Consider the following 26,619-nt stretch of genomic DNA (forward strand, 5'->3'; position numbering starts at 1 on the left):
GCCAGTTCATAAAGACCTGCCTGGCCGACTCACTGACTCGACTTAGTCGATGTAGTAGTTCGGCGCTTCCTTGGTGATCTGCACGTCGTGCACATGCGACTCGCGCATGCCCGCGGCGGTGATCTGCACGAACTCGGAGGTCTCGTGCCAGTCTGCGATCGAGCTGCTGCCGCAGTAGCCCATGGAGGCACGCACGCCGCCGCACATCTGGTGGATGATGGCGGTAACCGAGCCCTTGTAGGCCACGCGGCCTTCAATGCCTTCAGGGACCAGCTTGTCGACGTTGGCGGTGTTGTCTTCCTGGAAGTAGCGATCTGCCGCGCCGTCCTTCATCGCGCCGACCGAACCCATGCCGCGGTAGCTCTTGAAGGAACGACCCTGGTACAGGAACACTTCACCCGGTGCCTCTTCGGTACCGGAGAACATGCCGCCCATCATGACCACATGCGCGCCGGCAGCCAGTGCCTTGGCGATGTCGCCCGAGTAGCGGATGCCGCCGTCGGCCACCAGCGGCACGCCGGTGCCCTTGAGGGCTTCGGCCACGTTGGAGACCGCCGTGATCTGCGGCACGCCCACGCCAGCAACGATACGGGTGGTGCAGATCGAGCCCGGGCCGATACCGACCTTGACGCCGTCGGCGCCATGATCGACCAGCGCGCGCGCGGCAGCACCGGTGGCGATGTTGCCGCCGATCACCTGCACCTGCGGGTAGTTCTGCTTGACCCAGCGCACGCGGTCCAGCACGCCCTGGCTGTGGCCGTGGGCGGTATCGACCACGATCACGTCCACGCCGGCCTTGACCAGCAGGTCCACGCGTTCGTCGTTGTCGGGGCCCACGCCGACTGCGGCGCCGACCCGCAACTGGCCGCGGTCATCCTTGCTGGCCAGCGGATGTTCCACTGCCTTCTGGATGTCCTTGACGGTGATCAGGCCGTTGAGCTCGAAGTCCTTGTTGACCACCAGCACACGCTCGAGGCGGTGGCGGTTCATCAGGCGCTTGGCGTCTTCCAGCGATGCGTCTTCGCCCACCGTGACGAGCTTTTCGCGCGGCGTCATCTTGGCGCGCGCGGGCGCGTCCAGTTCTTCCTCGAAACGCAGGTCGCGGTTGGTGATGATGCCGACCACGGTCTTGCCTTCCACCACCGGGAAACCGGAGATGCCGTATTGATGTGATAGTGCAATCACATCGCGGATCTTCATGTCGGGGGGAATGGTGATCGGGTCACGCAGCACACCGGATTCGTAGCGCTTCACGCGCGCCACTTCCCGGGCCTGGTCGGCCGGCTTCAGGTTCTTGTGGACGATGCCGATACCACCGGCCTGCGCCATGGCAATTGCCAGGCGGGCTTCCGTGACGGTATCCATGGCGGCGGATACCAGCGGAATGTTCAGTTCGATCGAACGGGTCAGGCGGGTACGGAGCGAAACATCCCGGGGCAGTACCGACGAATAGGCCGGCACGAGGAGCACGTCATCGAATGTGAGTGCTTTCTGGACAAGACGCATAGCAATTCCTCTAGGCGCAAAACCGAATTATACAGGAATGGCACGTTTCTTGACGCGCCTGCGAGTGCCCTTGTTCAAGTCTGCTATGCTCTTTGTCTTTTTTTCAGGGATAGGCAAGCCACAATGGGTATTGGCGTACTGTGCGGCCTGCTGGCCGGCGCCTTCTGGGGCATGGTGTTTATCGCCCCCAAGCTGCTGCCCGTATTCTCCCCCTGGGAACTCGCGATCGGCCGCTACCTGGCCTATGGGCTGGTCGCCTTCATCGCGGCGCTGCCGCTGATGAAGCGCATTGCGCGCAAGCTCACGCGCGCGGACTGCCTTGCGCTGCTGCGCCAGGCCTTCACCGGCAACCTGCTGTACTACGTGCTGCTGGCGTTCGGCGTGCAGCTGGCCGGCGTGGGCCCCACCTCCCTGATCATCGGCATCCTGCCCATCTCCGTCACCATCATGGGCCGGCGCGACCATGGCGCCGTACCGCTGTCGCGCCTGATCTGGCCGTTGCTGGTGGTGGCCGCCGGCATCGCCTGCATCAATATCGACCTGTTCGCCGGCGGTGGACACGCGCACGGCGCCGCCGCGGGCGAGGCGGTGCGCACCGTCTGGCAACGGCTGGCCGGCGTGATGTGCGCGGCAGGCGCACTGGTGTGCTGGACACTCTACGCGGTCGACAACGCACGCTACCTGCAGCGCAACCCGCAATACAGCGGCAATGAATGGTCCGCGCTGTATGGCATCTCCACCGGCGTGGTGTCGGTGGTGCTTGCGCTGCTGGCACTGCTGGGCTGGCTGGTGGCCGGCGACAGCCTGGATGCGGCCAGCGGCGGCCGCGACTGGCAATGGTTCTGGATGGTCAACGCGGCTGTGGCGCTTGGCGCGTCACTGATCGGCAACAACCTCTGGAATATCTCCAGCCGCCGCCTGCCGCTTACGCTCTCGGGGCAAATGATCGTATTCGAGACGTTGTTCGCGCTGGCGTACGGCTTTGTCTTCGACCATCGCCTGCCGCGCCCGCTGGAGATCGCGGCCATCGCGCTGCTGATGATTGGCGTGGCCTGGTCGGTTCGCTTGCACGCTGTCGACAAGTCTGCCTAAACTAGCGGCCAATCCCGGCAGCCAAGGGCGGGCGCGTCACTCGCACAGCGGGGTTCCAGCCCTGCACGCCCCGCTGCCGCACGCACTCTCACCGCAGGCTGCCCCAACACGCTAAGCCATGAAACGATCGACCGCGCACATCAAGCTCGCCACGCTGGTGGCCGCCCTCGCCTGCCTGTGCCAGGCAGCCACCGCCCAGGCGGATTCGCCATGGCAGTGGCGCGACGCCGGCGGCCGCATGGTCTACAGCGACGTGCCGCCGCCGCCCTCTGTGCCTGCCGCCAGCGTGATCAAGGCGCCTGGACGCTTTGCCGGCAGCTTGCGCCCGGTCGAGCCGCCAGCCGCCGCAGCCACCCCTGCAGGCGTTGCCGCCGCCACCCAGTCTGCGCCGGCGCCGGGCGCAAAGGGCAATGGCAACGTGAAAAAAGAGCCCGTGGCAAGTGCCGAGGAAGCCTTCGAGAAACGCCGCGCCGCGCAGGCGAAGGCCGAAGCGGACCAGGCCGCCAAGGACCTGGCCGCGCAGGAGCGCCAGGTGCGCTGTGCGCAATCGCGCAACTATGCGACGTCCCTGCAGCAGAACCGCCGCATAGCCGTGTCAGCGCCAGACGGCTCGCTGCAGCAACTGAACGATGACGAACGGCAGGCCGAATTGATGCGCGTCAACGCCACGCTCGAGCAAAACTGCACCTGAGCGCCTGCGCAACGCCGCGCCGGGGCCTGTCAGCCGCCACGCAGCCATTTCTGCCCTTCGCGCGTGCCGCCCTTGCGGGTCTTTTGCACGCGCCGGTTGCGCGCCGACTGGGGATCGGCCACCAGCGGGCGATAGACTTCGACGCGGTCGCCGGCCCGTACCAGGGTATCCGGCGTCTTGAGCTTGCTGAAGATGCCGACCCGCATGGTGGCGGGATCCACCTCCGGACAAGCCTGCAGCAGGCCCGAGGCTGCGATCGCGGCGACAATGCTGGTGCCGGAGGGCACCTCGATCTCCTTCAGGAAGGCGTCGCCAGGACGGGCATAGCAAACCGAGATGCGCACCGGGGCCGCGGTGCCGGCGTGCTCAGCCATTGCCGTACACCATTTCGGCACGCTTGACGAACGCATCGACAAACGTATTGGCGATCATGCTGAACACCGGACCGATGATTTTCTCCAGCAGGAAGCTGGAAAACTCGTAATGCAGGTGGAATTCGATCTTGCAGGCATCCTCGCGCAGCGGCGTGAAGCGCCAGGAACCGCTGAAGGTCTTGAAGGGGCCGTCCTCGAACACCATATCGATCTTGGTGGGCCGCTCCTGCGTATTGCGGGTATGGAAATACTGCTTGATGCCGTTGAAGTGGATGTAGATCTTGGCGTCGAGCATCGTCTCGGTCTGCTCGAACACCTCCACGCCACCGCACCAGGGGAGGAACTTGGGATAGTCCTCGACTTGCGTGACCAGGTTGTACATCTGCTCGGCGGAATGGCCAAGCAGCACGGATTTATGGACGTCTGCCATGTAGTGGGGAATCATGGCCCGCGCGGGCGCCGCCAGCGCCATGACGCGCTGCGGAATCCACCGGAGCGGGCCGGTTTGCTAGAATCCCGATTTTAGCCCACGCGCGCGCCGACGGCACCCCGGGCGCGCACGATAGCGCCCAAACCGCGGCCTGACGGCCTTGCACGGCCCTGCAGCGTCTTTCCCCTACGTTTTTTGGTGTTTGTTTTACTTATCTCCATTTCCACTATCCGGACCGCATGACCATCGCAGACAACAAGAAAGCCTTTTTCGACTACTTCATCGAAGAGCGATATGAGGCGGGGATCGTGCTCGAGGGCTGGGAAGTCAAGGCGATCCGCGCGGGACGCGTGCAGATCAAGGAAGGCTACGTGGTCATTCGCGACGCCGAGCTGTTCCTGATCGGCGCCCATATCAGCGCGCTGAACAGCGCCTCCACCCACATCTCGCCCGACGCGGTGCGCACCCGCAAGCTGCTGCTCAAGGCAGAAGAAATCAAGCGCCTGATTGGCAAGGTGGAGCAGCGCGGCTTCACGATCGTGCCGCTCAACCTGCACTACACGCGCGGACGCGTCAAATGCGAGATCGGCCTGGCCAAGGGCAAGAAGATGTTCGACAAGCGCGAAACCGAGAAGGACCGCGACTGGCAGCGGGAGAAGGCTCGCATCATGAAGGGCGCGGGCAAGGAGTGAAAGACCGAGGCAGCCCGGCGGCACGCCGCAAGACTGCCTCCTCCGTGCAAGCCTTCTCCTTCACCCCCCTCGCTTCAAGCCCCCTTCTGCTGGCCTTTGACGATCTGCAGCGCAGACGCAATCATGGTGCTCATGTCGCCAAGGTTGCCCGGCACGATCAGCGTGTTGCCTTGCTTGGCCAGATTGCCGAAGGCGCTTACGTACTCCTCTGCCACCTTCAGGTTCACCGCCTCCATGCCGCCGTCCGTGCGGATGGCATGCCCGATCTTCGCGATGGCCTGCGCGTTGGCCTCCGCCACCGCCAGGATCGCCGAGGCCTCGCCCTGTGCCCGGTTGATGGCCGCCTGCCGCTCGCCTTCGGACTTCTGGATGGCGGCCTCGCGCGCGCCCGTGGCCAGGTTGATCTGCTCCTGGCGCTTGCCTTCGGACGCGGCGATCAGCGCGCGCTTTTCACGCTCGGCGGTAATCTGCGCCTGCATCGCATGCAGGATTTCCTTGGGCGGCGTGAGATCCTTGATCTCGTAGCGCAGCACCTTCACGCCCCAGCTCGCTGCAGCTTCGTCCAGCGCGTTGACCACGCTATGGTTGATGTACTCGCGCTCCTCGAAGGTCTTGTCCAGCTCCAGCTTGCCGATCACCGAGCGCAGCGTGGTCTGCGACAACTGGGTGATAGCCACCACGAAATTGCTGGACCCGTAGGATGCCTTCATCGGGTCGGTTACCTGGAAATACAGCACGCCGTCCACCTGCAATTGCGTGTTGTCCTTGGTGATGCAGATCTGGCTCGGCACATCGAGCGGAATTTCCTTCAGGACATGCTTGTAGGCCACGCGATCGATGAAGGGCAGCACGACAGTCAGCCCCGGCGTCAGCGTGGCGCGGTACTTGCCGAGGCGCTCCAGCACCCAGGCATGTTGCTGCGGCACGATCTTGAAGCTTTGCGCCACCAGCACGATGACGGCGACCAGGATCAGCAGGGGCAGCAGGCTGCCGAAGAATTCGAACATGGGACCTCCGTGACGGGGTTGAGAAAATCGAACTGCAAAAAACGGGGAAACCGAGGCCGCGCCCTGCCTCGCCCTACCTTGCTCTATCGCGGGCTGACGAAGAGCGTGTTGCCGCGTACCTCGACGATGCGAAAACGCCCGGGCGCTGCCGGGCCAGCCGCCTGGAGTTCCACGTCCCAGTCGGTGCCGCGATAACGCACGCGTGCCCGCCCGGCGTCGCCCCAGGCCGGCACTTCTAGCTCCTGGCCAATGTCCGGGTTGACGTTGGGATCGCGCTCCGCCGCATCGCGCCTCACGCGCCCATAGCGGGAGCGCCGCAGCGCGACAAAGCCGGCTAGCGCCACCAGCGCCGCCAGCAGGGTCTGGGCGGCTGCGCCAAGCCCGGCCAGCGCACCCAGGCCACCAGCCGCGGCGCCCAGCGCCACCATCAGCAGATAAAAAGTACCGAGCCCCAGTTCCGCGATCACCAGTACCGCGGCCAGCGCAAACCAGATGTAGTACGGCGCCATCTTTGCCTCCTTGCGTACCTGCGTTCCTGCTTACTTACGTTTGTCCTGGGCACGGCCAAAACAAAAAACCCCCGCAGCGCCAGGGCGCCTGCGGGGGTTCGGAACACCTGGCGCAGGGCCGGTGTACCTCTATTGTGACGTCAAATGCCTCAGGAAGCCAGTTGCTTCCAGGTATCGACCACCGAATCCGGATTCAGCGAGATCGACTTGATGCCTTCCTTGGCCAGCCACAGCGCAAAGTCCGGGTGGTCCGAGGGGCCCTGGCCGCAAATGCCAACGTACTTGTCCAGGCGCAGCGCAGTAGAGATAGCGCGCGACAGCATGAACTTGACGGCCGGGTCGCGTTCGTCGAAGTCCTTGGCCAGCAGCTCCATGCCGGAGTCGCGATCCAGGCCCAGCGTGAGCTGGGTCAGGTCGTTCGAACCGATCGAGAAGCCATCGAAGTACTGCAGGAACTCTTCAGCCAGGATGGCGTTGGACGGCACTTCGCACATCATGATGACGCGCAGGCCGTTTTCGCCGCGCTTCAGTCCGTGCTTGGCCAGCAGGCCGATGACCTTCTCGGCCTGGCCCAGGGTCCGCACGAACGGCACCATGATCTCGACGTTGGTCAGGCCCATGTCGTCGCGCACGCGCTTCATGGCCTTGCATTCCATCTCGAAGGCTTCGGCAAAGTCTTCGGAGATGTAGCGCGAGGCGCCACGGAAACCCAGCATGGGGTTTTCTTCGTCCGGCTCGTAGCGCGAACCGCCGATCAGCTTCTTGTACTCGTTAGACTTGAAGTCCGACAGGCGCACGATGACGGGCTTGGGGTAGAAGGCCGCGCCGATGGTGGCGATGCCTTCGGCCAGCTTGTCCACATAGAACGCGCGCGGGCTGGCATGGCCGCGGGCCACGCTTTCCACGGCCTTCTTCAGGTCAGCATCGACCTGCGGGTAGTCGAGGATGGCCTTCGGGTGGACACCGATGTTGTTGTTGATGATGAACTCGAGGCGGGCCAGGCCAACACCCTGGTTCGGGATCTGGCAGAAGTCGAAGGCCAGCTGCGGGTTGCCGACGTTCATCATGATCTTGACGTCGATGTCCGGCATTTCGCCGCGCTGCACTTCGGTAACCTCGGTTTCCAGCAGGCCATCGTAGACGCGGCCTTCATCGCCCTCGGCGCACGACACCGTCACCAGCGTGCCGTCCTTGAGCAGGTCGGTGGCGTCGCCGCAGCCAACCACGGCGGGCACGCCCAGCTCGCGCGCAATGATGGCCGCGTGGCACGTACGGCCGCCGCGGTTGGTCACGATGGCGGCGGCGCGCTTCATCACCGGTTCCCAGTTGGGATCGGTCATATCGGCAACCAGCACGTCGCCGGGCTGCACGCGTTCCATTTCGGACGGGTCATTGATCACACGGACGCGGCCGGTGCCGATCTTCTGGCCAATGGCGCGGCCGCTGGTGAGCACGGGCGCGGTGCCCTTGAGCTTGAAGCGCTGCTCTGCCTTGCCGGCGGACTGGCTCTTCACCGTTTCCGGGCGGGCCTGCAGGATGTAGATCTTGCCGTCGCGGCCGTCCTTGCCCCACTCGATGTCCATCGGGCGGCCGTAGTGCTTCTCGATGATCATCGCGTACTTGGCCAGCTCCGCCACATCGGCGTCGGTGATCGAGTAGCGGTTGCGCAGTTCGATGGGCACGTCGACGGTCTTGACGCGGCCGGCTTCGCCCGGCGCGGTGAATTCCATCTTGATCAGCTTGGAGCCGATCGAGCGGCGGATGATGGGGTACTTGCCCGCTTGCAGCGTGGGCTTGAAGACGTAGAACTCGTCCGGGTTGACCGCGCCCTGCACCACCGTTTCGCCCAGGCCGTAGCTGGAGGTGATGAAGACGACATCGGAGAAGCCGGATTCGGTGTCGATGGTGAACATCACGCCTGCGGCGCCCACATCCGAGCGCACCATGCGCTGCACGCCGGCGGACAGCGCGACGATGTCGTGCGCGAAGCCCTTGTGCACGCGATAGGAAATGGCGCGGTCGTTGTACAGCGAGGCAAAGACGTGGCGGATCTTGTCCAGCACATCGTCAATGCCGCTGACGTTGAGGTACGACTCCTGCTGGCCGGCGAACGATGCATCCGGCAGGTCTTCGGCGGTCGCCGACGAACGCACTGCGAACGAAGCCTCGGCGCCTTCGCGCTCTTCGGCACGTGCGTAGAACTCGCGGATTTCCTTTTCCAGGCGGGGCTGGAACGGCGCTTCGATGACCCAGTTGCGGATCTCGGCACCAGCTTCGGCCAGGGCCTTGACGTCGTCGACGTTGAGGGCCTTCAGGCGATCGGAAATGCGTTGGGTCAGGTTGCTGTAGGCGAGGAAGTCGCGGAAAGCCAGCGAAGTGGTGGCAAAGCCGCCGGGCACACGCACGCCAGCCTCGGCCAGCTGCGAGATCATCTCGCCGAGCGACGAATTCTTGCCGCCCACGGTTTCCACATCTTCCTTGCGCAACTGCTCGAACGGCAGCAGGTATGCGCCGTCAATTGCCGGGTTGTTCATAAAAGCCTCAAAACAAAGTAATAAACCTGTTGCTGACGCCCGGAATATTGTTGGAGTTCTGCTACCGGACGGATCGCTTGGCTAAACAGCCCCAGCGGCTCACAATCGGTGTGCGATCGTGATTGCTGCAGCGCACATTGTTGACAATTCGTGGCCGAATCGTTGTGCCAACAGCGCTGGCGGAATTGCTTAGCGAAAAGATCGCCGCTATTCTACCGTGCCGCACCGCACTTTCGCGGAACACGGATTCAAAAATAATTGTCCATACATGTCCCTCCCCGACGCTCCCCAGCCCGACGCTCCCGCCGCGCCACTTGCGCCGCAGCACCCCCAGGAACCGCGTAAGGAGGAGGAGCGCCCCGCCATCCGCACGGTCTTCATCGTCTCCGATGGCACCGGCATTACCGCCGAGACCTTCAGCCACTCGATCCTGGCCCAGTTCGAGATGCGTTTCCGCAAGGTGCGCATGCCGTTCGTCGACACGCCCGAAAAAGCGCACATCGCGGTGGGTAAGATCAACGAGGCCTTCTACGCGGAGGGCGTGCAGCCCATCGTCTTCACCACCCTGGTCAACCAGGAGTCGAACAAGGCGATCCGCCGCGCCAAGGCCATGATCCTGGACATGTTCCAGACCTTCATCGAGCCGCTGGAGAAGGAACTCGGCCTGAAATCCACCCATGCAATCGGCCGTTTTCACCAGAATGCGGACACCGAGGCCTATCAGAACCGCATCGAGGCGATCAACTTCTCGCTCGCGCATGACGATGGCCAGTCGCACAAGAACCTGGCCGAGGCCGACATCATCCTGGTGGGCGTGTCGCGCAGCGGCAAGACCCCGACCAGCCTTTACCTTGCCATGCAGTACGGGCTGAAGGCGGCCAACTACCCGCTGATTCCCGACGACTTCGAGCGTGGCAAGCTGCCAAGCGCGCTCTACGCGTTCAAGAGCAAGATCTTCGGGTTGTCGATCAACCCGCAGCGCCTGGCCGAGATCCGCAACGAACGGCGTCCGGGCAGCAAGTACGCCGCGCCGGAAAACTGCCGCTACGAGGTCAACGAGGCCGAGGCCATGATGCGCCGCGAGGGCATCAAGTGGCTGTCGTCCACCCACAAGTCGATCGAAGAGATCGCCACCACGATCCTGCAGGAGATCAAGGTGGACCGCGACAGCAACTATTGAGTCAGGCTGACGCCGCACGGCGGGCGCGCAGGCCCGTCAGTGCGGCGAAGCGGTGGCAGGCTTAACCCGGACGGCGCTGCCGCACCGCCTCGAACAGGCAGATCGCCGTCGCGGCCGCCACATTCAGCGACTCCAGCCCGCCCGGCTGGGGAATGCCCACCGTGCGGCTGACCTTGGCCATCCACTCCGGGCTCACACCCGCGCCTTCATTGCCGACCACCCAGCCTACCGGCGCGCGCAGGTCTGTGTCGAATACAGCTGCCTGCGCGTGCGAGGATGTGGCCAGCAGCGGCACCACCAGGCGCGGCGCCAGCATGTCGAGCGTGCAGTGCTCGACAATGTTCAGGTGGAAATTGGCGCCCATGGCTGCGCGCAGGGTCTTGGTGGACCAGGCGAAGGCGCTGCCCGTGACAAGGAAGGCATGCTGGATGCCCGCAGCCGCGGCGCTGCGCAGGATAGAGCCGACATTGCCGGCATCCTGGACGCCGTCCAGGATGATGCAATCGGTGTCGATATGCGACGGCAAGTGGCCGGAGGGCGTATCGATGACCAGCATCAGGTCGATGCCGTTGACCACGCCGGCGATCAGATCGAACAAGGCATCCGCCAGCAGGACCACGCGCTCGGGCTCGATCTGCCTGAGCAGCTGCGCCACCTCGGCATGAACGTAGTGCCGCTCCGACACCACGCACTGCACCGGCTGGCCCAGCGCATCCAGGTAGGCTTGCGCCAGGTGCACGCCATCCAGCACCGACTGCCCCGCCTTGCGGCGCGCATGCGTGGAACCAGTCAGTGCCTTGAGGTGCTTGAACAGCGCGTTTTCGCGCGACGTGACATGTTTCACAGCAGCGGCTCCGGGAATGCTGGCGCCGGGATGGCGGCCACGGGCGCGATCCGCCCCATCGCGATGGCCTCGCGCACGGGCGCAAACGAGCGCCGGTGATGCGGCGTGGCGCCGAACTCGGCCAGCGCTGCCAGATGCTGCGGCGTGCCGTAACCTGCGTGGGCATCGAAGCCGTACTGCGGGTATGCGGCATGCAGCACCAGCAGCTCGCGGTCTCGCGCCACCTTGGCAAGAATGGAAGCCGCCGAGATGGCCTGCACCTTGGCATCGCCTTTGACGATGGCCTCGACCGCAAAGCGCACCTGCGGGCAGCGATTGCCGTCGACCTGCACCAGGTCCGGCTCCAGGCCGGAATCGGCCAGGCCATGCACGGCACGCTGCATGGCCAGCATGGTGGCATGCAGGATGTTGATCGTGTCGATTTCTTCCACCGAAGCCTGGGCGATATGCCAGCCCAGGGCGCGCTCGCGAATCTCGTCGAACAGCGCCTCGCGCCGGCGCGCGGTCAGCACCTTGGAGTCAGCAAGGCCCTGGATCGGGCGGGCCGGATCCAGCACCACAGCGGCGGCGTAGACCGGGCCCGCCAGCGGGCCCCTGCCCGCTTCATCCACGCCGCACAAGTGGCGTACCTGCGCGGCGGTGCCGGCCAGGTCAAAACCAAGCTGGGCCGCATCGCCCTTGGCGGCGACTGTGGGTCGGCGCGCCATTACACGCCCCTCCGCTGCCGGATCAGGTCGGCGACCACGGCCGAAGCGATCTCGGCGGTATTGCGTTTAAGGGTCTGGTGCATCTGGGTGAAATGGTCCCGCAGGAACGCAGTATTGCCTTCGTCGTTCAACTGCAGCAGCGTCTCGCGCGCCAATGCCTCGGGCGTGGCATCATCCTGCAACAATTCGGGCACGACAAAACGCCCCGACAGGATGTTGGGCAGGCCCACATACGGCAGGTAACCCTGCCGCTTCATGATCTGCGCGGTCAGCCAGGGCACCTTGTACGAAATCACCATGGGCTTCTTGTACAGCGCGGCTTCCAGCGTGGCGGTACCGCTAGCCAGCAGGATCACGTCGGCGGCTTCCATGGCCAGGTGAGACTGCCCGTCGATGACGGTCAGCGGGATCTGCGGATACTGCTGGTGCAGGCCCGCGACGATCTCTCGCAACGGCGCGCTGGCAACGGGCAGCACAAAGGCGAGATTGCTGTCCATGCTGTGCATGCGCGCCATGGCCGCGAAGAACGTCGCGCCGAGGTTGCGCACCTCGGACTGCCGGCTACCGGGCAGCACCGCCACCACGCGCGGCCCGGCCGGCAGGCCGAGCTTCTCGCGGGCGCCCTGCGTGTCCGGCACCATCGGGATCACGTCGGCCAGCGGATGGCCCACATAGGTGGCGGGAATCCCGGCGCGGGCGTAGATCTCCGGCTCGAACGGAAACAGGCACAGGATGTGGTCGACCGCGCGCGCAATGGTGCGGATGCGCCCGCCGCGCCAGGCCCAGATCGACGGGCTGACGAAGTGCACCACCGGAATGCCGGCACGGCGCAGCGGCACCTCAAGCCCGAAGTTGAAATCCGGCGCGTCCACGCCGATAAAGCACAGCGGCGGCTGCGCCAGCAGCTTTTCCTTGATGGCGCGGCGCGTGGCGAGAATCTCGCGCAGCGAGCCCAGCACCTCCACGTAGCCGTTGACCGAGAGCGTGTCCATCGGCCATTGCGACTCGAACCCCTGCGCCATCATGCGGGGGCCGCCAATGCCGGCGTAGCTCACTTCACCAAGGCGGGCCTTGAGCCCGCCCATCAGCAGGGAGGCAAGCAGGTCGCCGGAGTTCTCACCAGCCACCATGGCAATGGTGCCGCGATTGCCCGCGCCCGCCGCGACCGGCGTGGCCTCCATGGCCGGTAGGACACCGTCGACCATGGCTGTATCCGGCTTCAGCGCACAATGCCGCGCTGCGTGGCGGCAATGAAGTCGAGGAAATCCTGCAACGCAGCCGTGGCAGTGCCTTCGGCCTGCGCAATCAGTTGCGCGATCTCGTTGCGGGCGGCTTCAAAGCTCAGGTCTGACTTGTACAGTACCTTGTAAGCCTGGCGCAGGGCCGCGATCTGCGCGGCATCAAAGCCACGGCGGCGCATGCCTTCCACGTTGATGCCGTGCGGCGTGGCCTTGTTGCCGCCCTTGTCGCCAGCGGCGATCACGAACGGCGGCAGGTCCTGCACCAGGGCCGAGGCGCCGCCCAGCATGGCGTGCGCGCCGATGCGCACGAACTGGTGCACCCCGCTCATCCCGCCAAGAATGGCCCAGTCGCCCACCTGCACGTGGCCGGCGATCTGCGCGTTGCTGGAGAACACCGTGTGGTTGCCCACCTGGCAATCATGCGCGATGTGCACGTAGGCCATGATCCAGTTGTCGTCGCCGATGCTGGTCACGCCCCGGTCCTGCACCGTGCCGGTGTGGATGGTGGTGAATTCGCGAATGGTATTGCGATCACCGATCACAAGCCGGGTCGGCTCGTTGCGGTACTTCATGTCCTGCGGCGTGCCGCCCACCGAAGCATAAGGCCCGATGCGGTTATCCGCGCCAACGGTGGTATGCCCTTCGATGGTGGTATGCGCACCCACCTGGGTGCCGCTGCCAAGGCGCACGTTGGGACCCACAATGGAAAACGGCCCGACGGTCACGTCGGCTGCAAGCTCGGCCTTCGGGTCAACCAGTGCGCTGGGATGGATTTGCGTCATGCGTCCTGTCCTATGGTCTGAGATGAAAAGATTGAACGGTCAACACAGTGAGCCGAATACGTCCAAGAGCTGCCTTCAGGACGTAGCCCCGAAGGCAGGCTTCTTAGTCAGCTTGTTTGACGGTGCACATCAACTCAGCCTCACAAGCCACCTTGTCGTCGACGGTGGCAAATGCCTTGAACTTCCAGATGCCGCGGATATAGCGCTCGACAGATACCGTCATGTGCAGCTGGTCGCCCGGCGTCACGACCTGCTTGAAGCGCGCGCCGTCGATACCGACCAAGTAATACAGCGAGTCTTCCTTGCGCTCTACGTCTTCTCCGAAGGTCAGCAAGCCGGCCGACTGCGCCAGCGCTTCGAGGATCATCACGCCCGGCATCACCGGATGCCCCGGGAAATGGCCCTGGAAGTACGGTTCGTTCATGGTGACATTCTTCAGCGTTTTGATACGCTTTTGCGGCTCCAGTTCAAGCACGCGGTCTACCATCAGGAACGGGTAACGATGCGGCAGCAGCTTGAGGATCTTGCGGATGTCGATATCGACTGCGTTCATGATTTTTTCTCTTCGGTATGCTGGATGGATTTGCCGGCGTCCTGCCCTTGCAAGCGCCTCTCGAGCTGGATCACGCGATCGCGCAATTTGCTCAGGCCTCGCAAGGTGGCTGCGGTGCGTTCCCACTCGCCATGCGGCTGGACCGGGAACACGCTGGTGAAATGCCCGCCGGGCTTGGAAATGGATTTAGTGATCGAAGTACCACCGGACACTGTGGTGCGATCGGCAATGTTCAGGTGGCCGGCAAAGTTGGCCGAACCCCCGATCACGCAGAAGCGCCCGACCTTGGTACTGCCGGCAATCGCCGCGCATCCCGCGATCACAGTATGCGCGCCCACCCGCACGTTATGCGCGATCTGTACCTGGTTGTCGATCTTGCAGCCGTCCTCGATGACCGTGTCGGCCATGGCGCCGCGGTCGATGGCGGTATTGGCGCCGACCTCGACATCATTGCCAAGCACGGCGCGGCCGGTCTGGGGAATCTTGACGTATTCGACGCCAGCCGGGCCGATGTCCGGGGCAAAGCCGAAGCCATCCGCACCCAGCACCACACCGCTGTGCAGTATGCACCTCATACCCACCACGCACTGGTGATACACCGAGACATTGGCGTAGATCAGCGTGTCATCGCCAATCTGGGCCCCGGCGCCGACAAAACCGTTGGCCAGGATACGCACCCGCTCGCCGAGCCGGGCCCCGCTCTCGATCACCACGTTGGGGCCGATAAAGCACGACGCTGGCACCACGGCATCGGGCGCCACGCTGGCGCGCGGGTCGATGCCGGTGCGGCGATCGGTATTGGCGCGGCGATCGAACCCCTGCGCAATACGTGCGAAGCACACGTAGGGATTGCGTGCCACCAGCCAGTTGCGGCCGTCGGCCTGCCCTTCGGCGCGAATGCGCTCCAGGTCAGCCGCGGACACGATCACGGCGCCGGCGCCGGAGGCCAGCGCCTGTGGCAGGTACAGGGGATTCGAGAGAAACGAGAGCTGGTCGGGGCCGGCTTGGTCGAGCGGCGCGAGGCCGCGCACGGCGAGGTCGGGATCACCCACAACCTGCGCGCCGGTATCGGTGGCGAGCTGACCCAGTGTGGGTGTTTGCATGGCAGTACTTCCTTGGACGGCGAAAACTGGCAGCTTACTTGCTGCCGGCGTTCAACGCTTTCATCACATCGTCGGTAATGTCGATGCGAGGATTGACGTACACGGCCTCTTGCACGATCAGATCATACTTGCGCTGCTCCGCAAGCTGACGGATCACGCGGTTGGCGCGCTCGAGCACCTGGGCCAGTTCCTCGTTGCGGCGCTGGTTCAGGTCCTCGCGGAATTCACGCTGCTTGCGCTGGAATTCGCGATCGAGATCGGCCACTTCGCGCTGACGGCGCTGGCGGTCGGCATCGGCCAGCACGGCGGTGTCCTTGTCGAGCTTGTCGGCCATGCCCTTGATCTTCTGGGCCATGTCCTGCAACTCACGGTCGCGCTTGGAGAACTCCTGCTCCAGCTTGACCTGGGCCTGCTTGGCAGGCACCGAATCACGCAGTATACGCTCGGAATTGACCGCGGCGATGCGCGCTTCCTGCGCCATGGCGGGCGCGGCTGCCAGCAGCGCGCCAACCGTCAGCGCGGCCGCCGTCAGGCTTTTGATCAGTGGGAATGTTGTTTTCATGAATCCGTTCCTCAATCTTCTATCTTCTATGCCCGATCAGAACGCAGTACCGATCTGGAACTGGAAGCGCTGTACCTTGTCGGTCTCGTCCTTCTTCAGCGGGAAGCCCACGCTGATCTTGAGCGGACCGATCGGCGACAGCCAGGACATGCCCAGGCCCGTCGAATACTTGAGCTGGCTGAACAGCAGCGGCGCGCCTTCTTCGTACACGTTACCGAAGTCGAAGAAGGTGAACAGGCGCAGCGTCCGGTCCACACCCGAACCCGGCAGCGGGAAGATGAATTCGACGTTGCCGATCATCTTGGAAGCGCCGCCAATCGGGTTGCCGTTCTGGTCCTTCTTGCCCAGCGTGCTGGTCTGGTAGCCGCGAACCGAGCCGATACCGCCGGCGTAGAAGTTCTTGAACACCGGGAACGGCGTATTGCCGTAGCCGTGACCGTAAGCCACCTCACCGTTGAAGGCCAGGGTAAAGGCCTTCGACAGCGGATAGAAATACTGCTGTTGCACACTGGCGCGATAGTACTGCGTATCGCCACCGGGCACACCCACTTCGAGGTTTGCCTGCGTGTAGGGCCCCTTGGTCGGGACCAGCGCGCTGTCGCGGCGGTCGCGGGCCCAGCCGATCGTGAACGGGAAGTTGTTGATCGGGTCGCCACTGGACTTGCCGATCTTGGTCAGCCACTGGCCGTACTGGATCGGCGTGTTCGGCGAGATGGTCACCTGGGTGCGCTCGTAGCCGATGCCGAAGAACACGGTATCCGTTTCCGTGAACGGCACGCCGAACTTGACGTTGCCGCCCTCCGAAACGATCTTGTAGTCCTGGTCGCCGGTGTAATACAGCGGCCGCGACGTACGGTAGTAGATATCGGTCGAGCGGCTGATGCCGTCCACCGTGAAATACGGATCGTATTGCGTCAGCGAGATCGTGCGGAAGGACTTCGCGGTGTTCACGTCCAGGCCAAGGCTGGTACCCGAGCCGAACACGTTGTCCTGGCGCAGGCCGGCCTGCAGCACCAGCTTGTCCGTCGAGGAGAAGCCAAGGCCCAGGCTGATCTGCCCGGTCGGCTTCTCGGTCACGTTGACGTTCACATCGACCTGGTCGGGCGCGCCGGGCACGTCCTCGGTGGTGATGTTGGTGTCGGTGAAGTAGCCGGTACGGTTGATACGGGCCTGCGATTGCGTCAGCTTTTCGCTGTCGAACCACGAGCTTTCCATCTGGCGCATTTCGCGGCGCACCACTTCGTCGCGCGTCTTGCTGTTGCCCACCACGTTGACGCGGCGCACATAGACGCGACGGCCCGGATCGACCATCAGGGTCAGCGCGACTTCACGCTTTTCCTTGTCGATCTGCGGCTGCGGGTTGATGGTGGTGAACGCGTAGCCGTAGGTGCCCAGCAGGTCGGTAATGGCCTTGGTGCTCTGGGTCAGCTTCTCGGACGAGAAGACCTCGCCCTTCTGCAGCTTGAGCAGTTTTTCCATCTCGGCCTGCTTGCCGAGCAGCTCGCCCGCCAGGCGGATGTCCGATACCTTGTACTGGTCCCCTTCCTTGATGTTCAGCGTCAGGAAGATGTCCTTCTTGTCCGGCGTGATCGACACCTGCGTCGATTCAATGGCGAACTCGAGGTAGCCGCGGTTCAGGTAGTACGAACGCAGCGCTTCCAGGTCGGCAGTGAGCTTTTGCTTGGAATACAGGTCGTTCTTGGTGTACCAGGACAGCCAGTTCGGGGTCGACAGCTGCATTTCATCGCGCAGCGTGCTTTCCTTGAAGGCCTTGTTGCCGACGATATTGATCTGGCGGATCTTGGCCACAGGACCTTCGTCGACATTGAACACCACCGACACGCGATTGCGGTCGACCGGGGTGATCGTGGTCTGGATGTCGGCGGCATAGTAGCCGCGCGCCACGTACTGGCGCTTGAGCTCCTGCTCTGCCTTGTCGATCAGGGCCTTGTCGTAGTACCGGGCCTCGGCCACGCCCACTGCGCGCAGCGAGCGGCGCAGGGTGTCCTTGTCGAATTCCTTGATGCCGACGAACTCGAGCTGGGAGATGGCAGGACGTTCTTCCACCTGGACCACCAGCACGCCGTCCTCGGAACGAATCTGGACATCCTTGAAGAACCCGGTGTTATACAGGGCACGAATGGCGTCCGCGCCCTTGTCGTCGCTGAAGGTTTCGCCGACCTTGACCGGCAGGTAGCCGAACACCGTACCCGGCTCGACCCGCTGCAGGCCCTCGACACGAATGTCCTTGACGACGAATGGCTCCGCGGCCCAACTCACTGGGGTCCAGGCCGCGATGATGGCACTCGCCAGCACGCCCAGCGAGATGCGCTTATGTCTGATCAATCTTGATCCCCTCTTTGATTCCATGCAGGATTGGGCTCCGATGCTTCACGGGGCTGCGCCTTGGCTCGGCATCCGGCGCGGGGTGTCAGTGACACCCGCACGCCGCAGCCGGCAACCCATGTCTAGCCGCGCGCTAAAAACAGCCGGCTGACATCGTTGAACAAGGCGAGCGAAGTCAGGAGCAAGACGCAGGCGATGCCGACCTTCTGCAGCACAGCCTGCCAGTGGTCTGGTACGGGCCTGCCAGTCAAAAATTCAACGCAATAATACAGCAAATGCCCCCCATCCAATACCGGAATAGGTAACAAATTCAATACACCGAGGCTAACACTGACCAACGCCAGGAAGCCGACAAAGGGCTGCCATCCGAGGTGGGCGGCGCGCCCCGCGTAGTCCGCCACGGTCAGCGGGCCGCTCAGGTTCTGCAGCGAAGCCTGCCCCACCAGCATCTTTCCGAGCAGCTTGAGCGAGAGCGCGCTGGTGCTCCAGACCTGGCCGACCGCGCGGCTCAGCGCCTCGACCGGCTGGTAGCGCACGGTTTCCATCTCGACCGCCTGGCTCAGCGCGGCGCCCAGCTTGCCGGTGGCGGCGGCTGCCGCACTGGCGCCCTCCGCCGCGGGGACCACATCGAGCTTCACGGGCACATCCAGGCGCCGGCCCTCCCGCTCGATGCCAAGCGTGACCTCGGCGCCGGGCTGCGCCCTGACCCCGCGGATCAGTTCGCCAGCCTGGGTCAGCGGGCGTCCTTGCCAAGCCACCACGCGATCGCCCTGGCGCAGGCCAGCGCGTTGCGCGGCGGAGTCCGGCAGGACTTCGGTGATCGTCACCGGCCCGCCCTTGAGGGCAAGGCCCAGCGTGGCAAGCGGGTCTTGTTCGGGATTGCCGCCGGTATTCGGCAGCCGCGGCAGCTTCACATCGCGCTCGGCGCCATCGGCGGCGCGCACGTGCAACACCGCGCTGGCGTCGCCAAAGCCCTGGGCGAACACGGCCATGCGCAGGTCGTTCCAGGATCGCACCTGCTCGTTCTCGCCGTTGGCCTGCAGCGCCAGCACGCGGTCGCCCTCGCGCAAGCCCGCCGCAGCGGCTGGGGTGCCGGCAGGCGGCGCCGCAACGATGGGCGCGGCCTCGCGCATGCCGCCGGCGAACAGCACGAAATACAGCACGATGGCCAGGGCGAAGTTGGCCAGCGGCCCGGCTGCCACGATCGCGAAGCGCTTGGCCACCGGTTGCCGGTTGAAGGCGCGGGGCAGATCCGCGGGATCGACCGGTGCATCATGGCCCGGATCGCTCTCCCGCTCATCGAGCATCTTGACGTAGCCGCCGAGCGGAATCGCGGCAATGGTCCACTCGGTACGGTCCCGCCCCTTGGACACCCAGCGCACCAGTGGCCGCCCGAAGCCGATCGAGAAGCGCAGCACCTTGACCCCGCACAGGCGCGCGGCCAGGTAGTGACCCATTTCATGAAAATAGATCAGGATGCACAGGGCAGCGACGAAAGCAATTACGGTTTGCATGGCAGGCAGCTTGTCGTCAGGGGCCGGAACGCCCCGATGGCACAAAGTAGACGCCGGGCACGAGGCCCGGCAACCGGTGCGCCGGCATGGGCCGGTGCGCCGCTATTGTCGCCGATCCCGGCCGCGCCGCCACCGGCGTCAGCACGAACGCGCGCTTTCCAGCAAGGCGCCGGCGCGGCGGCGCGCATCCTGGTCGACGTCCATCACGCCTTCCAGCGTGTCAACACTGCCCAGCGAGGCCTGCGCCAACACCTGCGCCACGATGCGTGCGATGTCCGTAAAACGGATCCGGCCTTGCAGGAACGCCTCGACGGCAACCTCGTTGGCGGCATTCAGGACGGCCGGGGCCACCCCGCCCGCCCGCAAGGCGTCGAACGCCAGGCCCAGGCAGGGAAAACGCGCCAGGTCTGGGGTCTCGAAGGTCAGCGCGCCGGCACGGGTAAGGTCCAGCGGGGAAACGCCCGCGTGCATGCGCTCGGGATAGGCGAGCCCGTAAGCGATCGGCGTACGCATGTCGGGGTTGCCGAGCTGGGCCAGCACCGAGCCGTCTGCATAGGACACCATCGAGTGCACGATGCTCTGCGGGTGGATCAGCACCTCGATGCGGTCCGCCGGCGCGGCGAACAGCCAGTGCGCCTCGATCACCTCCAACCCCTTGTTCATCATGGTGGCGGAGTCGACCGAAATCTTGCGGCCCATCACCCAGTTCGGGTGGGCGCAGGCCTCGTCCGGTGAAATATCGTGCAAGGTGGCCGGGTCCCGGGTCCGGAACGGGCCGCCGGAAGCCGTCAGCAGGATCTTGGAGACGCCCGCGCTCAGGCGCGGATCGTCCGCCGGCAGGCACTGGAAAATGGCATTGTGCTCGCTGTCGATCGGCAGCAGCGTGGCGCCGTGCTCGCGCACGGCATCCATGAAGAGCCGGCCCGACATCACCAGCGCTTCCTTGTTGGCAAGCAGCACGCGCTTGCCCGCCCGCGCCGCGGCCAGCGTGGGACGCAACCCGGCGGCGCCGACGATGGCGGCCATCACCGAATCGGCTGCGGCATCGACCGCCACGGCTTCCAGGGCCGCTTCGCCATAGCCCACCTCGGTTTTGATGCCGTCGGCGCGCAACAGCGCCTGCAGCTCGCTCGCGGCCTGGGCGGTGCCTACCACGGCGTGCGCCGGGCGGAACTCGCGGCACTGCGCCGCCAGCTTGTCGACCTGCCGGTGCGCCGTCAGCGCATGGACGGCATAGCGCTCGGGGTGGCGCTTGACCACATCAAGCGTACTTTCCCCGATCGAGCCGGTGGCACCCAGGACGGTAATACGACGCATATCAGATCAACTCAAAGATAAATGGCTAGCAAGGCGGCCAGCGGAAACACGGGCAACAGCGCGTCGATCCGGTCGAGCACGCCGCCATGGCCGGGCAACAGCCGGCTGCTGTCCTTCATGCCGACCTGGCGCTTGAGCAACGACTCGAAGAGATCGCCGACCACGCTGGCAACCACCAGCAGGGTCGACAGCAACGCCACCACAGCCAGGCCGTTATGGTCGGCCATGCGAGAGAACCAGGTCGGGGAATAAGCTTGGGTAGCGGCCAGCGCAAGTGCGATCAGCAGCACCACCAGCCAGCCGCCGATGGCGCCCTCCCAGGACTTGCCCGGGCTGATGGTTAGGGCAAGCTTGCGCCGCCCGATAGCTTTGCCAACGAAATAGGCGCCGATATCGGCAGCCCAGACCAGGACCGCTACGGACAGCAGCACCCCGATGCCCAGCTCGCGCAGGATCAGGGTGGCATGACCGAACGCCGGCAGCATGAACAAGCCGAGAATGGCGCCCAGCAAGGTAAAGGACGGGCTCGCCTGGCGCACGCCGCGCGCCAGCAGCACCACGGCGACGCCCCAGCAGGCCACGCCGATCTGCAGCAGGCGCGTCAGCGCCTGGCGGTCGGCGGCGTCATGCCAGCCGATCAGGGCGACCAGGCAGGCCACCGCATAGACATAGGGCCAGACGCCGCGCAGCCCGATCAGGCGGCCAAATTCCCAGCCCGCCAGGACGACGATCACCGCCACTAGGCCAGCCAGGGCCGACGGAGGTGCCAGGAACAGGATCGGCAGGATCAGCAGCAACAGGCATACGGCGGTGATGACACGGGTAAGAAGCATGCGCTGCGGGATTCCGGTGAAAAAATGGCAAACGGGCTTCAGGCGGTGCCGGAAAGGCCGGGTGGCGCGACCACTTGCGCGCTGGTACGGCCGAAGCGGCGCTCGCGCTGCCGGTACGAGGCAAACGCCTTGTCGAGCTCCGCAGCGCTGAAATCCGGCCAGAACACGTCGGTGAAATAGAGCTCGGAGTAGGCCAGCTGCCACAGCAGGAAATTGCTGATGCGCTGCTCGCCGCCGGTGCGGATGAACAGGTCCGGCTCGGGCGCGTAGGCCATGGCCAGGTGCGGCGCGAGCATGGATTCGTCAACGGACTCGGGATCGAGCATGGGCGAGCGCGCCAGCATCTTGCGCATGGCCTGGAGCAGGTCCCAGCGGCCGCCGTAATTGGCGGCGATGGTCACCGTCAGGCCGGTATTGTTATCCGTGCGGGCCTCGGCGTCGGCGATCAACTGCTGGATACGCGGGCTGAAGCGGCTCAGGTCGCCAACCACCCGCACTCGGATATTGTTGGCGTGCATCTTGATCACCTCACGGCGCAGCGCGGTCATGAACAGCCGCATCAGGAACGAGACTTCGTCCGCCGGGCGGCGCCAGTTCTCGGAACTGAACGCGAACAGGGTCAGGTACTGCACGCCACGCGCGGCGCAGGCCTCCACCACGGCCCGGACGGCATCCAGGCCACGGCTGTGGCCGGCTACGCGTGGCAGGTGCCGCTTGGTCGCCCAGCGGCCGTTGCCATCCATGATGATGGCGACGTGGCGGGGCACATAGGTAGAGTCGGGGACGCTGAGCGTGGAACTGATGTGATGCATGATGGGAAACGGTACCGGACACAGCGGCGGCTGGCAAGCCGCCGCATCAAGCGTCACACCGTCATGATCTCCTTATCCTTCTCGGCGACCATCCTGTCGATCTCGGCAACGAACTTGTCGGTCAGCTTCTGGACATCGTCCTGGCCGCGGCGCTCATCGTCCTCGGAAATGGCTTTGTCCTTGACCAGCTTCTTGAACTGCTCGTTGGCATCCCGGCGCAGGTTGCGCACGGCGATCTTGGCGCCCTCGGCCTCGCCCTTGACGACCTTGGCGAGTTCCTTGCGGCGCTCTTCGGTCAGCATGGGCATGGGCACGCGGATGGTCTCGCCCATGGTCGACGGGTTCAGGCCCAGGTCCGCGTCGCGGATGGCCTTCTCGATGGCGCTGACCATCTTCTTTTCCCAAGGCTGCACGCTGATGGTGCGCGAATCGGCCAGGCCGACGTTGGCCACCTGGCTGATCGGCACCGGGGAGCCGTAGTAATCCACTTGCACGTGGTCGAGCAGACCTGTGTGTGCACGACCAGTGCGAATCTTGGCCAGGTCGGCCTTGAACGCTTCAATGGTCTTTTGCATTTTCTGCTCGACGCTCTTCTTGGTGTCGGCGACGCTCATCTTTACCTCCGAAAACGGGTAATCATGATCCCGGACGGTGGGATCGAAAATGAATCATTCTACTCTTTGCCGGCACGCGCGCCACCTTCGGCGGCAGCGCACCAGCGCCTGGTGCTGCACTTATACGTGCACCAGCGTACCTTCGTCTTCGCCCAGGATCACGCGTTTGAGCGCGCCCGGCTTGACGATGGAGAACACCTTGATCGGCAGCTTCTGGTCGCGGCACAGGGCGAATGCCGTAGCATCCATCACCTGCAGGTTGCGTGAGATCGCCTCATCAAAGGAGATGGTGGTGTAACGCGTGGCGCTGGGGTCCTTCTTGGGGTCGGCGGTGTAGACGCCGTCGACCTTGGTCGCCTTGAGCACGATCTCCGCGCCAATTTCCGCGCCGCGCAGGGCAGCCGCGGTATCGGTGGTGAAGAACGGGTTGCCGGTGCCGGCGGCGAAGATCACCACCTTGCCCTCCTCCAGCTGGCGAATGGCGCGCGGGCGGATGTAAGGTTCGACCACCTGGTCCATGCGCAGGGCCGACTGCACGCGGCCCACGATATCGGCGTGGCGCATGGCGTCCTGCAGGGCCAGCGCATTCATCATGGTGGCCAGCATGCCCATGTAGTCTGCAGTCGCGCGGTCCATGCCCGCTGCCCCGCCGGCCACGCCGCGGAAGATATTGCCGCCGCCGATCACCACCGCGACCTGGACGCCCAGCCTCACGATCTCGGCGATGTCATTGACCATGCTTTCGATGGTGGAGCGGTTGATGCCGAAGGCATCATCGCCCATCAGGGCCTCGCCGGACAATTTCAGTAGGACGCGCTTATAGGCTGGCATATTGATCCCCGGAGCTGGTTCGGCTCGTTCTGTTGAGCCGGATATTTGAAGGCAGGCGGCACGGATCGGCGTGCCACCGCTATAAAAGCCGGTTTTCGGGGTGGCCTGGCTCCGGCACGGCAACAGCGCGATAACACGCGAAAAACTCGCGTTCAAAGCGCCCCTGGGGCACGGCAGGTCAGACGACTGCGGAAACGGGCTACCAAGCCCGCGCCGCACGGGTAAGCGCGGCGCGGTCATTTGTGCCGAGGGGCACCTTGCGGTGCCCCTCGGCATTATACGGCGACCGGTGAGGCACCCTACCGGGCACCCTGGCCGCCAGGACTTCAGGCCTTTTGGGCAGCTGCCACTTGGGCGGCCACTTCAGCGGCGAAGTCGTCCTGCTTCTTCTCGATGCCTTCACCAACCACGTACAGGGTGAAACCCTTGACCGTGGTGTTGGCAGCCTTGAGCATCTGCTCAACGGTCTGCTTGTCGTTCTTCACGAAGGTCTGGTTGAACAGCGACACTTCCTTCAGGTACTTCTGCACCGAGCCGTCGACCATCTTGGCGACGATTTCGGCCGGCTTGCCCGATTCGGCAGCCTTTTGCTCGGCGATGCTGCGCTCCTTGGCGATCAGGTCGGCGGGCACGTCGGCGGACGACAGCGACACCGGCTTCATCGCGGCAACGTGCATGGCCACGTCCTTGGCGGCGGTTTCATCGCCGTCGAACTCGACCATCACGCCGATGCGGGTGCCGTGCAGGTAAGCAGCCAGCTTGCCGCCATTGGCGTAGCGGGCAAAGCGGCGGATCGCCAGGTTTTCGCCGATCTTGCCGATCAGGGCGGTACGGGTGGCTTCCACGGTCACGCCGTCGATTTCCAGCGCCGACAGCGCAGCCACGTCGGCCGGGTTCTGCTTGGCGACCAGTTCGGCGACCTTGTTCGCGAACGCCATGAAGTCGTCGTTCTTCGACACGAAGTCGGTTTCGCAGTTCAGTTCCACCAGCGCGCCGGTGGTACCTTCGATGAAGGACACGACCACGCCTTCGGCGGTCACGCGCGAAGCGGCCTTGCTGGCCTTGTTGCCCAGCTTGACGCGCAGCAGCTCTTCAGCCTTTTCCAGGTTGCCTTCGGCCTCGGTCAGGGCCTTCTTGCATTCCATCATCGGCGCGTCGGTCTTCGCGCGCAGTTCTGCCACCATGCTTGCGGTAATTGCCGCCATTTGTCACTCCTTGAATGGTTCGCCCCGCCCTACCCCGCCATCGATATGGCGCGATCCGGGACCGGAGGTAAGTTCAACTTCACCCGCGCCAGATCATGCCAGGGGCGGATGACAACAATTCGAAAAAAGGGGGCGTAAGATTCGCCCCCTCGGTTGCCGGAAAGCCCCCGGCTGCGCGCAGCGCCCCGGCCCAGGGGCCGGTTGGCTAGCGATGATGTGTCAGCTTGCGATGCGCGCGGTACGGGGTCCTCTCGGCAGCAAGCCTTTAGGCTTCTTCGACTTCGACGAAATCGTCGCCGCCGCGAGCAGCTTCAACCACGTCCTGCACGGCGTTTGCACGGCCTTCCAGGATCGCGTCTGCCACGCCGCGCACGTACAGGGCAACTGCCTTGCTCGAGTCGTCGTTGCCCGGGATCACGTAGTCGATGCCTTCCGGCGAGTGGTTGGTATCGACCACGCCGATGACGGGAACGCCCAGCTTCTTGGCTTCGGTCACGGCAATCTTGTGGTAGCCGACGTCGACCACGAAGATGGCGTCAGGCACGCCGCCCATGTCCTTGATGCCGCCGATGGACTTTTGCAGCTTGTCCATTTCGCGCTCGAACATCAGCGCTTCCTTCTTGCTCATGGTTTCCAGCGCGCCAGCTTCCTTGGCGGCTTCCATGTCCTTCAGGCGCTTGATCGAGATCTTGACGGTCTTGAAGTTGGTCATCATGCCGCCGAGCCAGCGGGCATCGACGTAAGGCATGCCGGCGCGGCCTGCTTCTTCAGCCAGGATTTCGCGCGATTGACGCTTGGTGCCCACGAACAGCACGGTGCCGCGGTTTGCTGCCAGTTGACGCACGTACTTCAGCGCGTCCTGGAACATCGGCAACGTCTTTTCGAGGTTGATAATATGGATCTTGTTGCGATGGCCGAAGATGTACGGAGCCATCTTGGGGTTCCAGAAGCGGGTTTGGTGGCCGAAGTGGCAACCGGCTTCCAGCATTTCGCGCATGGTAACGGACATGAAAATCTCCAAAAGGGTTAGGTCTGAAGTCCGCCCCGACATTCCTGAAAAGGAACACCCCGGATGGACGGACTCGCAATTTCAATAACTTTGTATTTAATAAGCGCAAGGCGCCTGCCAAATACCGTAGCACTACCGCAGCACAGAAGTGGCTGCCCAGCCCGCCAGTTGCTACCCGCAAGTCACATCGACCTGCCAGGCAGCCGCAATAAGGCTAGCCAGCGATTGTAGCAACAAAATAGGACTTCGCTCAAGAGGCCACTTGCCATGAAAAGCAGGCACCTGTAGCCGGCGCAGGCCGTTTTCGGCTGCGGTTGGTGCCCGATGGTGC

Annotated in this window: 26 protein-coding genes; 4 read left to right on the forward strand and 22 right to left on the reverse strand. The window is 64.3% G+C overall.

Annotated features, from left to right (window positions below; all coding sequences use genetic code 11):
• Positions 1 to 42 precede the first annotated feature (42 nt).
• The gene (gene guaB, locus F7R26_RS10220; RefSeq protein WP_006163509.1) at positions 43 to 1,506 is read right to left on the reverse strand and encodes an IMP dehydrogenase; all 1,464 of its coding nucleotides are present in this window, start codon (positions 1,504 to 1,506) and stop codon (positions 43 to 45) included.
• Positions 1,507 to 1,629: 123 nt separating this feature from the next.
• Between guaB and F7R26_RS10225 the strand changes: the two genes are divergently transcribed.
• Both F7R26_RS10225 and F7R26_RS10230 read left to right on the forward strand, forming a co-directional pair.
• Complete coding sequence (locus tag F7R26_RS10225; RefSeq protein ID WP_150983476.1) at positions 1,630 to 2,598, forward strand: DMT family transporter; 969 nt, start codon at positions 1,630 to 1,632, stop codon at positions 2,596 to 2,598.
• 118 nt (positions 2,599 to 2,716) lie between these two features.
• On the forward strand, positions 2,717 to 3,289 hold the full coding sequence (locus F7R26_RS10230; protein WP_170301727.1) for a DUF4124 domain-containing protein: 573 nt from the start codon (positions 2,717 to 2,719) through the stop codon (positions 3,287 to 3,289).
• A gap of 29 nt (positions 3,290 to 3,318) precedes the next feature.
• Here F7R26_RS10230 and F7R26_RS10235 read toward each other — a convergent pair whose 3' ends face one another.
• Both F7R26_RS10235 and F7R26_RS10240 read right to left on the reverse strand, forming a co-directional pair.
• Positions 3,319 to 3,663 (reverse strand): RnfH family protein, encoded by a 345-nt coding sequence (locus F7R26_RS10235; protein WP_150983477.1) that lies wholly within the window; start codon positions 3,661 to 3,663, stop codon positions 3,319 to 3,321.
• Positions 3,656 to 4,093 (reverse strand): type II toxin-antitoxin system RatA family toxin, encoded by a 438-nt coding sequence (locus F7R26_RS10240; protein ID WP_150983478.1) that lies wholly within the window; start codon positions 4,091 to 4,093, stop codon positions 3,656 to 3,658. Before F7R26_RS10240 ends, F7R26_RS10235 begins: the two co-directional genes overlap by 8 nt.
• Before the next feature lie 239 nt (positions 4,094 to 4,332).
• Between F7R26_RS10240 and smpB the strand changes: the two genes are divergently transcribed.
• The gene (gene smpB, locus F7R26_RS10245; RefSeq protein WP_006164727.1) at positions 4,333 to 4,785 is read left to right on the forward strand and encodes an SsrA-binding protein SmpB; all 453 of its coding nucleotides are present in this window, start codon (positions 4,333 to 4,335) and stop codon (positions 4,783 to 4,785) included.
• A 74-nt stretch (positions 4,786 to 4,859) separates the two neighbouring features.
• On the opposite strand, the gene F7R26_RS10250 is transcribed toward smpB, so the two are convergent.
• The 3 genes from F7R26_RS10250 to ppsA form a co-directional block, all read right to left on the reverse strand.
• Entirely contained in the window at positions 4,860 to 5,792 is a 933-nt protein-coding gene (locus F7R26_RS10250; RefSeq protein WP_150983479.1) for an SPFH domain-containing protein, read from the reverse strand.
• An 83-nt stretch (positions 5,793 to 5,875) separates the two neighbouring features.
• Positions 5,876 to 6,301: an NfeD family protein gene (locus F7R26_RS10255; protein ID WP_150983480.1), complete on the reverse strand. Its 426-nt coding sequence runs from the start codon at positions 6,299 to 6,301 to the stop codon at positions 5,876 to 5,878.
• Positions 6,302 to 6,450: 149 nt separating this feature from the next.
• Positions 6,451 to 8,835, reverse strand: a complete 2,385-nt coding sequence (gene ppsA, locus F7R26_RS10260; protein WP_150983481.1) for a phosphoenolpyruvate synthase — start codon at positions 8,833 to 8,835, stop codon at positions 6,451 to 6,453.
• A gap of 268 nt (positions 8,836 to 9,103) precedes the next feature.
• On the opposite strand from ppsA, the gene ppsR reads away from it, so the two are divergent.
• A complete protein-coding gene (gene ppsR, locus F7R26_RS10265; protein ID WP_241754478.1) occupies positions 9,104 to 10,015 on the forward strand; it encodes a posphoenolpyruvate synthetase regulatory kinase/phosphorylase PpsR in 912 nt (303 codons plus the stop codon).
• A 61-nt stretch (positions 10,016 to 10,076) separates the two neighbouring features.
• On the opposite strand, the gene F7R26_RS10270 is transcribed toward ppsR, so the two are convergent.
• The 16 genes from F7R26_RS10270 to rpsB form a co-directional block, all read right to left on the reverse strand.
• Positions 10,077 to 10,859: a TrmH family RNA methyltransferase gene (locus tag F7R26_RS10270; RefSeq protein WP_150983482.1), complete on the reverse strand. Its 783-nt coding sequence runs from the start codon at positions 10,857 to 10,859 to the stop codon at positions 10,077 to 10,079.
• Positions 10,856 to 11,566, reverse strand: coding sequence for a ribonuclease HII (rnhB, locus tag F7R26_RS10275; protein ID WP_150983483.1), 711 nt, complete (start codon positions 11,564 to 11,566; stop codon positions 10,856 to 10,858). Before rnhB ends, F7R26_RS10270 begins: the two co-directional genes overlap by 4 nt.
• Positions 11,566 to 12,771, reverse strand: coding sequence for a lipid-A-disaccharide synthase (gene lpxB / locus F7R26_RS10280; RefSeq protein ID WP_150983484.1), 1,206 nt, complete (start codon positions 12,769 to 12,771; stop codon positions 11,566 to 11,568). The genes rnhB and lpxB overlap by 1 nt, the downstream gene beginning before the upstream one ends.
• A gap of 14 nt (positions 12,772 to 12,785) precedes the next feature.
• Positions 12,786 to 13,589 (reverse strand): acyl-ACP--UDP-N-acetylglucosamine O-acyltransferase, encoded by an 804-nt coding sequence (gene lpxA, locus F7R26_RS10285; RefSeq protein WP_150983485.1) that lies wholly within the window; start codon positions 13,587 to 13,589, stop codon positions 12,786 to 12,788.
• A 103-nt stretch (positions 13,590 to 13,692) separates the two neighbouring features.
• Positions 13,693 to 14,142, reverse strand: coding sequence for a 3-hydroxyacyl-ACP dehydratase FabZ (gene fabZ / locus F7R26_RS10290; protein ID WP_150983486.1), 450 nt, complete (start codon positions 14,140 to 14,142; stop codon positions 13,693 to 13,695).
• A complete protein-coding gene (lpxD, locus tag F7R26_RS10295) occupies positions 14,139 to 15,245 on the reverse strand; it encodes a UDP-3-O-(3-hydroxymyristoyl)glucosamine N-acyltransferase (protein WP_150983487.1) in 1,107 nt (368 codons plus the stop codon). Before lpxD ends, fabZ begins: the two co-directional genes overlap by 4 nt.
• Before the next feature lie 34 nt (positions 15,246 to 15,279).
• Complete coding sequence (locus F7R26_RS10300) at positions 15,280 to 15,807, reverse strand: OmpH/Skp family outer membrane protein (protein ID WP_150983488.1); 528 nt, start codon at positions 15,805 to 15,807, stop codon at positions 15,280 to 15,282.
• Positions 15,808 to 15,843: 36 nt separating this feature from the next.
• Positions 15,844 to 18,177 (reverse strand): outer membrane protein assembly factor BamA, encoded by a 2,334-nt coding sequence (gene bamA, locus F7R26_RS10305; protein WP_241754291.1) that lies wholly within the window; start codon positions 18,175 to 18,177, stop codon positions 15,844 to 15,846.
• 98 nt (positions 18,178 to 18,275) lie between these two features.
• The gene (gene rseP / locus F7R26_RS10310; RefSeq protein ID WP_150983490.1) at positions 18,276 to 19,667 is read right to left on the reverse strand and encodes an RIP metalloprotease RseP; all 1,392 of its coding nucleotides are present in this window, start codon (positions 19,665 to 19,667) and stop codon (positions 18,276 to 18,278) included.
• A 138-nt stretch (positions 19,668 to 19,805) separates the two neighbouring features.
• Positions 19,806 to 20,984 (reverse strand): 1-deoxy-D-xylulose-5-phosphate reductoisomerase, encoded by a 1,179-nt coding sequence (ispC, locus tag F7R26_RS10315; protein WP_150983491.1) that lies wholly within the window; start codon positions 20,982 to 20,984, stop codon positions 19,806 to 19,808.
• 11 nt (positions 20,985 to 20,995) lie between these two features.
• Positions 20,996 to 21,817 carry a phosphatidate cytidylyltransferase gene (locus tag F7R26_RS10320; protein WP_150983492.1) on the reverse strand — a complete coding sequence of 274 codons (822 nt, stop codon included), beginning with the start codon at positions 21,815 to 21,817 and terminating at the stop codon, positions 20,996 to 20,998.
• Between the two features lie 38 nt (positions 21,818 to 21,855).
• Positions 21,856 to 22,629, reverse strand: a complete 774-nt coding sequence (locus F7R26_RS10325) for an isoprenyl transferase (protein ID WP_150983493.1) — start codon at positions 22,627 to 22,629, stop codon at positions 21,856 to 21,858.
• Between the two features lie 53 nt (positions 22,630 to 22,682).
• The gene (frr, locus tag F7R26_RS10330) at positions 22,683 to 23,243 is read right to left on the reverse strand and encodes a ribosome recycling factor (protein ID WP_043346946.1); all 561 of its coding nucleotides are present in this window, start codon (positions 23,241 to 23,243) and stop codon (positions 22,683 to 22,685) included.
• A 120-nt stretch (positions 23,244 to 23,363) separates the two neighbouring features.
• The gene (gene pyrH / locus F7R26_RS10335) at positions 23,364 to 24,074 is read right to left on the reverse strand and encodes a UMP kinase (protein ID WP_043346948.1); all 711 of its coding nucleotides are present in this window, start codon (positions 24,072 to 24,074) and stop codon (positions 23,364 to 23,366) included.
• A 326-nt stretch (positions 24,075 to 24,400) separates the two neighbouring features.
• Positions 24,401 to 25,279 (reverse strand): translation elongation factor Ts, encoded by an 879-nt coding sequence (gene tsf, locus F7R26_RS10340; RefSeq protein WP_150983494.1) that lies wholly within the window; start codon positions 25,277 to 25,279, stop codon positions 24,401 to 24,403.
• Between the two features lie 265 nt (positions 25,280 to 25,544).
• Positions 25,545 to 26,288, reverse strand: a complete 744-nt coding sequence (rpsB, locus tag F7R26_RS10345; protein WP_043346950.1) for a 30S ribosomal protein S2 — start codon at positions 26,286 to 26,288, stop codon at positions 25,545 to 25,547.
• Positions 26,289 to 26,619 lie beyond the last annotated feature (331 nt).

The organism is Cupriavidus basilensis (assembly GCF_008801925.2).
In the GTDB taxonomy this organism is placed as follows: domain Bacteria; phylum Pseudomonadota; class Gammaproteobacteria; order Burkholderiales; family Burkholderiaceae; genus Cupriavidus; species Cupriavidus basilensis.